At 68.0% G+C, this 7918-nt stretch carries 8 protein-coding genes; 3 read left to right on the forward strand and 5 right to left on the reverse strand.

Annotated features, from left to right (window positions below; genetic code table 11):
- The 5 genes from QZ433_RS04875 to QZ433_RS04895 form a co-directional block, all read right to left on the reverse strand.
- The coding region (locus tag QZ433_RS04875) for an ADP-dependent glucokinase/phosphofructokinase (RefSeq protein WP_295780330.1) at positions 1-1240 on the reverse strand (1240 nt) is incomplete at its 3' end.
- A gap of 7 nt (positions 1241-1247) precedes the next feature.
- Complete coding sequence (locus tag QZ433_RS04880) at positions 1248-2111, reverse strand: ketose-bisphosphate aldolase (RefSeq protein WP_295780333.1); 864 nt, start codon at positions 2109-2111, stop codon at positions 1248-1250.
- Positions 2112-2145: 34 nt separating this feature from the next.
- Positions 2146-3042: a carbohydrate ABC transporter permease gene (locus QZ433_RS04885; protein ID WP_295780334.1), complete on the reverse strand. Its 897-nt coding sequence runs from the start codon at positions 3040-3042 to the stop codon at positions 2146-2148.
- A gap of 1 nt (position 3043) precedes the next feature.
- The gene (locus tag QZ433_RS04890) at positions 3044-3973 is read right to left on the reverse strand and encodes a sugar ABC transporter permease (protein WP_295780336.1); all 930 of its coding nucleotides are present in this window, start codon (positions 3971-3973) and stop codon (positions 3044-3046) included.
- A 73-nt stretch (positions 3974-4046) separates the two neighbouring features.
- Positions 4047-5339: a sugar ABC transporter substrate-binding protein gene (locus QZ433_RS04895; RefSeq protein WP_295780337.1), complete on the reverse strand. Its 1293-nt coding sequence runs from the start codon at positions 5337-5339 to the stop codon at positions 4047-4049.
- A gap of 233 nt (positions 5340-5572) precedes the next feature.
- Here QZ433_RS04895 and QZ433_RS04900 point away from each other — a divergent pair, with 233 nt between their 5' ends.
- The 3 genes from QZ433_RS04900 to QZ433_RS04910 all read left to right on the forward strand — a co-directional run.
- Complete coding sequence (locus QZ433_RS04900) at positions 5573-6379, forward strand: DeoR/GlpR family DNA-binding transcription regulator (protein WP_264629899.1); 807 nt, start codon at positions 5573-5575, stop codon at positions 6377-6379.
- A gap of 84 nt (positions 6380-6463) precedes the next feature.
- Positions 6464-7084, forward strand: coding sequence for a dihydrofolate reductase family protein (locus tag QZ433_RS04905; protein ID WP_295780341.1), 621 nt, complete (start codon positions 6464-6466; stop codon positions 7082-7084).
- A gap of 259 nt (positions 7085-7343) precedes the next feature.
- Positions 7344-7918 (forward strand): hypothetical protein (locus QZ433_RS04910; RefSeq protein ID WP_295780342.1); only part of this gene is annotated, 575 nt, incomplete at its 3' end.

The following is a 7918-nucleotide window of genomic DNA, read 5'->3' on the forward strand; positions in this document are numbered from 1 at the left end:
ACGCGGCGTCGAGGGCGCGCTCCAGAGCCGCGGCGGTCGCGGCACGCGCCGCCGCCGGCACCGCGGCGAGGAAGCCGCCGACGAAGGTGTCGCCCAGACCGATCGTGGTGGGGTCGGCCGTGGTCACCACGTGGGCGGGGACGCCCGCGGCGGACAGCGCGGCCTCGGCCGCGGCGACGACGTCGGAGCCGCCCGGGTGGCGTGGCATCCGAGCCGTGTCGTCGAGGTCGGCGGGCCCGCAGCCGTCGCCCAGGCGATATCGCGTGGCCGCCGTCCGCACCGCGCTCTGCAGCGCCGCGCGGTGACGCATCGCATCCGGGCCGACGGCGATCGCCCAGTACGTCGTGTGCACGACGAGAGCGCGCGCGGGGATGAGCCGCTGGACGTCAGTGAGGGCCGCGACGACGTCGTCCGGGTCGAGCAGATCGACGGGGCGGTCCAGGTACTCCTGCAGCTCGTCCTCATTCATGCCGTACACGTCGATGCGGTCGAGGAGCCTCCGACGCACCAGCGACGAGAGCTCTCGGCGGTAGAACCCGGCGTCTTCGTAGTAGACGAGGGCGTCGGCGGGCAGGTGCCCCATCGCCGCGACCAGGTCGCCCAGCCGACGCTCGAGCATCTCGGCATCCTGCATCGTGTTGAACCCCGACACCAGGAACGCCGAGGCGTGAGCGAGGGCTGCGCCCAGGTCGGCGGAGATCGCCATCTCGCGGTTGGGCGCGTCGTTGGCGAAGATGATGCGGTTGGACGAGGGTGCCGTCACCTCGGCGTCGGCCAGGCGAACGGTCGTCCCCTGCGGATACTGCACGATCAGGTGCGGATCGAGCGTGTCCCGCGTCGCCGACGACACCACCCGCATCGAGCGCGGCAGCAGCCGCCGCACGGTGTCGTCGATGCTCACCAGGTGCTGCACGGTCGGCACCCCGATCCGGTCGAGGGCGATCCCGGCCCGCACCCCCGTCCCGCCCAGGGTGATCCGGGTGTCGAAGTGCGCCGCGAAGGCCTCGACGATCTCGCTCGACAGGACGAAGCGCTCGCCTCCCCCACCCGTGACGAGGAAGGCGAGGATCGTCACGAGCAGCGCCCGCTCGTCGATGACCGGCGTCGTGGTGGTCAGTTCGTCCCGATGGATGCCGTACCCCCGCGCGAGGCCCGAGAGCACCTCGGCATCCCATCTGATCTCGTAGTCGACGGTTCCGCCGAGCCCGAGGACGAGGTCTTCTCCCATGACGCCGGTCACCGCCCGTTCAGTAGAGGTCGGCCTTGCCGGCGGCGCCGAACAGGTCGATCTTCTCGGCCGCGGTCACCTTCATCGCCGCGATGCACTCCGGCTGGATGGCATTGGGCTCGCGCAGGCGCCGGTCGGTACCGAGCACCTCGCGCATGCGGTCGTGGTAGGCCACCTTGATGTCGCTCGAGATGTTGATCTTGTTGATGCCGAGCGACACGGCGCGCGAGAGCTCGGCATCCGGGTTGCTGGATCCGCCGTGCAGCACGAGAGGGATGGCGACGGCCGCCTTGATCTGCTCGAGCAGATCGTGGCGCAGCTCGGGGTTCTTGTCGGAGGGGTAGAGCCCGTGCGAGGTGCCGATGGCGATCGCGAGGCTGTCGACGCCGGTCTGCTCGACGAAGCGCACCGCGTCATCGACGTTCGTGTAGATGATCTCGGCCGCGCCCGACTCGCCGTAGCTGTCGTTCGCGCCGATCGTGCCGAGCTCGCCCTCGACCTGCACGCCCACGGCGTGCGCCGCCTCGACGACCTTGCGCGTCAGGGCGACGTTCTGCTCGAACGGCTCCAGCGACGCGTCGATCATCACCGAGGTGAAGCCGGCCTGGATGGCCTGGACGATCTGCTCGTAGGTGCCGCCGTGGTCCCAGTGGATGGCCACGGGGACGCTCGAGCGGTGGGCACGGGCGTGCATCGCGGGGATGAGGTCGGCGGTGATGTGCGAGACCTCGTCGGGGTGGACGGCGATGATGACCGGAGCGTTCTTCTCCTCGCTGATGTCCATGATCCCGGTGAACATCGCCCAGTCGCTGATGTTGAAGGCCGGGATGGCGAAGCTGTGGGCGTTCGCCACGTCGAGGATGGACTTGCCGGTGTAGAGCACGGATTTCTCCTTGTTCGGGGTTGGGTAGGCGGGATCAGCTCTTCACCGAGCCGGCCGTGAGGCCACTGATGAAGAAGCGCTGGAAGAAGAGGAAGAGCACCAGCACCGGGATCGAGCCGAGGATGCTCATCGCCATGATCTGGTTCCACTCGTAGGAGTGCTGTCCCATGAGCAGCTGGATGCCGATCGGCACCGTGCGCATGTCGATCGTGCGCGTGAGGGTGAGCGCGAACAGGAACTCGTTCCACGCGATCATGAAGGTGTAGATGCCGACCGACACGATGCCCGGGATCGAGATCGGCACGAGGACGCGCCACAGGGCGGTGAAGGAGCCGGCCCCGTCGACGCGGACGGCCTCGTCGAGCTCCTTGGGGAGCGTGTTGAAGTAGCCGGTCATCATGATGATCGCGTAGGGCAGCGTGAACACCATGTAGGTGAAGATCAGGCCCGGGTAGGTGTTGTAGAGCCCGAGCCCGACCATCAGGCCGAAGTACGGGATGAGCAGCGTGATCGGCGGCACCGCCTGGACGCTGACGATGATGACGTTCACGATCCGCTTGCCGCGGAACTCGAAGCGGCTGAACGCGTACGCGGCCTGGATGGCGACGAGCAGCGTCAGGATCGTCACGGCCCCGGCCACGACGTAGCTGTTGATGAAGAAGCGCACCGTCTCGGGGTTGGTGAAGATCGACACGTACGCGTCGAACGAGAAGGTGTCGGTGATCAGGCGCGGCGGCAGCTCGAAGATCTGCGTGTTCGACTTGAACGAGCTCGACAGCATCCACAGCACGGGACCGGCGGCGAAGACCGCTCCGATCAGCAGGCCGATGAGCACGCCGGCCTGGGCGAGACGGCGACGCGTGCGGCTGGTCGTGCGCCGGGGCGCGGGTGCGGCCGCGGTGCGCGGCCGCGCGGGGGTGGTCAGGGCCATGTCAGTCCCTCGCCTTCTGGTGGCGGACGTAGAGCACCGCGATGATCATCGACATCGCCAGCACCAGCACCGCCGAGGTGGATGCCAGGGAGAAGTCGTACTTCGCGAACGCGAGCTTGTAGGTGAAGGTGCTGAGCATCTCGGTGACGTCGATGGGACCGCCGCCCGTGGTCAGCCAGATGAGGGCGAACTGCTGGGAGGTCCAGATGAGGTCGAGCAGCACGAGGCTGACGATGATCGGACGCAGCTGCGGGACGGTGACGTTCCAGAACCGCTGCGCGGGGCTCGCCCCGTCGACGGTGGCGGCCTCGTACAGGTCGCTCGGGATGCCCTGCAGGCCCGCGAGCAGGCTGACCATGAAGAACGGGTAGCCGGCCCAGATGTTGATGAAGGTGACCGTGCCCAGGGCCAGCTGCGGCGACGCGAGCCACTCGATGTTCGTGTTCAGCAGGAAGTTGACGATGCCGTTGGGGGCGAGCAGCATGCGCCACAGCACCGCGATGACGGCGACCGTGAACAGCCAGGGGAGCACGTAGAGGCCGCGGAAGACGGCGCGGGGCACGGTGCCGATGAGCCGGCTGTTCAGCAGCATCGCGAAGGTGAGACCCAGGACGAGGTGGGCGGCGACGCTGGTCACCGTGAAGAAGAGGGTGTTGCCCGTGGCCTTCCAGAAGCCCGGGTCGGTGAGGATCGCGACGTAGTTGTCGACGCCCACCAGGTCGGGGCTCTTGTTCAGGATGACGTTGTCCTGGAACGAGTAGCCGATGACCATGACGATCGGGACGATCATCAGGACGAACAGCAGGATCAGGGTGGGCGAGAGGAAGACGTACGCCTCGCCGGCCTTGCGGAGCTGGCGGGTGCGGCGCGAGGCGGGTCGTCCGGTGACGATCACCTCGGTGTCGGGGGGAGTGAGAGTGCGCATGGTCATGGTGTGCGGCTTTCGATGAGCGGGATGCCGCACCACCCGCGCGGGCGGTGCGGCATCCCGGACCAGGGTCGGATCAGAACTCCGACGTCCATTCGTCCTGCGACTTCTTCAGCGCGTCGCTCAGGGACTGCTGACCGTCGAGCGCGGACTGGAACTGCTCGCCGAACTGGCGCATGAGCTCCTCGGCCACGGGGAGACCGGTGAACTCGTTCGCCGGGTATCCCTTCTTGTAGATGTCGAAGGCCGTCTTGAACAGCTCGTCGTCCTCGACGAAGGTGGGCACGCTCTCGGTGTTGCCCGGGAAGGCCTTCGCCATCGTCGACAGCTCGCTGTTGACGTCCTTGCCCATGAGGAACTGCACGAGCTTGAACGCAGCGTCCTTGTGCTCGGAGTTCTCGGCCACGCCGATGCCCCACGAGGCGTAGGGGATGCCGCGTTCGCCGGAGAAGCCGTCCTCGGCCGGGATGGCCGAGATCGAGAATTTCAGGTCGGGGTTGGACTCGCGGATCAGGTTGATGTGCGCGAGCGAGTCGATCATCATGCCGACGCGGCCGTTGGTGAACTCCTCGACCTTGTCCTGCTCTTTCATGGTGAAGGATCCGGGGGCGATGACGCCGTCGTCCCAGAGCTGCTGGATGTAGTCGGTCGCCGACGAGACGTCGAAGTTGGTCAGGTCGGGCTGGCCGTCCTTCAGCATCGATCCGCCCGAGGCCCAGACCCACGACATGACGTCGTTCTGGACGCCGTTCGGGGCTTCGAGCGAGAGCGGGAGCACCCAGCCCGAGACGTCGCCGCCGAGCGCCGTGATCTTCTTCGCCGCGTCGGCGAACTCGGTGCGCGTCGAGGGCGGGGCCGAGACCCCCGCCTGCGAGAGGAGGCCGTCGTTGGTGAACATCGGGTAGACGAAGTTCACGACCGGGATCATGTAGGTGCTGCCGTCGACCTTGATCTGGCTGGCGAGCTGGCTCTCGTCGTATCCGGAGTCGCTCATGAGCTTCGACAGGTCGGCGATGACGCCCTGCTTGGCGAAGTCGCTGACCCAGGCGCCGTCGAGGCCGACGACGTCGGGCATCGTCCCCGAGGCGGCTCCGGCGAAGAGCTGCTCCTTCGTCGACGCGTAGGGTCCGCTCACCAGGTCGACCTTGATGCCGGGGTTCTCCTGCTCGAACTGGTCCATGAGACCGCGGAACTGGCCGTCGCCGAGCTCCGGCTCCCACCACTGCGCGAACTCGATCGTGACGTCCCCGTCGGCCGAGGTGGCCGAGGTGTTCGACGAGCACCCCGCCATGGCCAGGAGGGTCGTGGCCGCTGCTGCGACACCGACGAGCTTGATGGCGTTCCGACGCCGGCGCCCGCTGTTGTCCATCGTTTCTCCTCGTTGAGATCTGCCGCATTTCGCGCTGTTCTGCGCGTTCTTGCGTCTTTCAGCACGAGTATGCGCTGTCTTGCGGGGTCGGTCAAGGTTCCGATGCAGATTCGTGACAATTGCGGCATCCGAACGCAGAAAATCCGCCGAGACTACGGGCTTTCCTGCTGTTCCCTGCTGTTTTCGGATGAATTCTGCGGATTCCGTTGCCGCGCTGTGCTAGAGATGACCGCATGGACGCATCCACAGCCACGACGAAGAGGCGGTTGCCGGCCGGCCGCAAGGCGGAGCTCGCCGCGTACGTCGCCGACTCCGGGCAGGTCACCGTGGTCGACCTCGCCTCGCACTTCGGCGTCTCGATCGACACGGTGCGCCGCGACCTCGATCAGCTCGATCGCGAGGGCATCGTCGTCCGCACCCACGGCGGGGCGGTCAGCGCCATGTCCGTCCCCGGACGGGACCGCGGGCTCGACGTGCGATCGCAGATGCAGATCGCCGAGAAGGAGCGCATCGCCGCGCTCGCGGTCGACCTCGTCGAGGACGGGTCGGTGCTCATGCTCAACGCGGGGACGACCACGCTCGCCGTCGCCCGCGCGCTGCGCAACCACCGAGACCTCACGATCGCGACGAACAACCTGCGCATCCCCGCGGAGATTTCGCCGTCGGTGTTCCGCGACCTGTTCATCTTCGGGGGCGCCGTCCGCACCATCACGCAGGCGACCACGGGACCGGTGACCCTGGCGACCAACTCCCACGCCCCCGACGTCGACATCCGCGCCGACTACGCGCTCATCGCGGTCGGCGCCGTGGACGCCTCCGGGTTCTCCACGAGCAACCTGGGCGACGCGACGATGATGACCGAGATGATCCAGAAGGCCGATCGCATCGCGATCCTGGCCGACTCGACCAAGCTCGACCGTCGCCTGTTCGCCCAGATCGCCCCGCTCGAGAAGGCCGACTACCTCATCACGGACGCCCCTCCCTCCCCCGACCTGGCCGCCGCCCTCGCCGAGGCGGGGGTCACGGTGCTCACGCCCTGAGACCTCGCGCGTGTTGACGCGACGCCACGATCGGTCCACCATGACCGACATCGCCGCGTCCGTGCGGCGCGGCGGGAGGGCGTCATGCCGGGCAGCGTGCACATCGATCTCTTCAGCTCCCTCGACGGCGTCATGCAGGCGCCGGGCCGCGTGGACGAGGATCCCTCGGGGGGTTTCCCGTTCGGCGGATGGCAGGCGCGGTTCGAAGACGACGTCGTCGGCGAACGGGTGATCGCCGGCATCCGAGCGATGGATGCCCTTCTCCTCGGCCGCCGCACCTATGAGATCTTCGCGGGCTACTGGCCGCGGATCTCGGGTGCCGGCCCGGCGGGCGAGATCGCCCGCCTGTTCAACGCACTCCCCAAGTACGTGGCCTCTCGAGGCGACCGCCCCCTCGGGTGGAACAACTCGCACCTTCTCGGTCTCGACCTGGGGCGCGAGATCGTGGCTCTGCGAGGGCGGCACACCGAGGTGCACGTCGTCGGGAGCATCGATCTCGCCCGCACCCTTCTCGCCGAGCGGTGGTTCGACGTGCTGAACCTCTGGGTCTATCCGGTGGTCCTCGGTGCCGGCAAGAGACTGTTCCCGGAGACGAGCGCGCGGCACGACCTCGCGCTGCTCGAACCCCCTCGATCCGGCAGCGCCGGAGCCGTCTCCCTGCGCTACGGCCCCGCGGACGTCGATGCCTCAGCGTGCCAGGCGTGAGCCCGCCCGCGGCGACGAGGACGGTGGCGCTCGTCTCGCGGCCGCCCGAAGGGAATGAAGCCCGCGACTACCGCGGGTGAGGATGAGGACGAACTCTGATCCCCCTGACACGAGGGGAGATCGGATCCCGACTCCCGGTGGGGCGGAATGAGCGGAGGTCACCCTCGTTCCCGCCCACGCGGTTCGATCGGCCGGACCGTCCGCGTGGCGTCGGATGAGCGTGCACACCCCTCATCTGCGCCCTCGCGAAGGAGTTCCCGTGACCTCACCCACCCCCGCTCCGCCCCACCGGCGTCGGCGCCGACTCGCCCTGCCCGTCGTCCTCGCCGGAAGCATCGCCTCCCTGATCCTGGCGCTCGGACTCTCGCCCACGGTGGCGGCGTTCACGGCGTCCATCCAGAACACCGTCGACACCGCCGGCGCCGGCTCCCTCACCATGCGCGAGACCGACTCCGGGGGCACCACGATCTGCAACAGCACGGATAGCGGATCGGTCTCGACGAACTCCGCCACCTGTTCGACCATCAACAAGTACGGCGGCAACACCACGATGACGCCCGGCCAAACGGTGACGACGAGCGTCAACATCACCAACACGGGGTCGGTGAAGGCCACCTCGTTCTCGCTCACGCCCGGGGCCTGCACCCAGTCGACGAGCGCCGCCAGCCACGGCACGGCGACCGACCTGTGCGCCCAGATGACGGTCGCCATCACCTCAGGCGGTTCGACGCTGTACTCGGGAACGCTCGCGAACCTCACCGCGGCGATCGACGTGCTGAACAAGATCGGTTCGACCGGCGTCACCGCCGGGACCACGATCCCCGTGACGTTCGC

Origin of the sequence: uncultured Microbacterium sp. (assembly GCF_913776565.1) — a bacterium.
Taxonomy (GTDB): Bacteria; Actinomycetota; Actinomycetes; order Actinomycetales; family Microbacteriaceae; genus Microbacterium.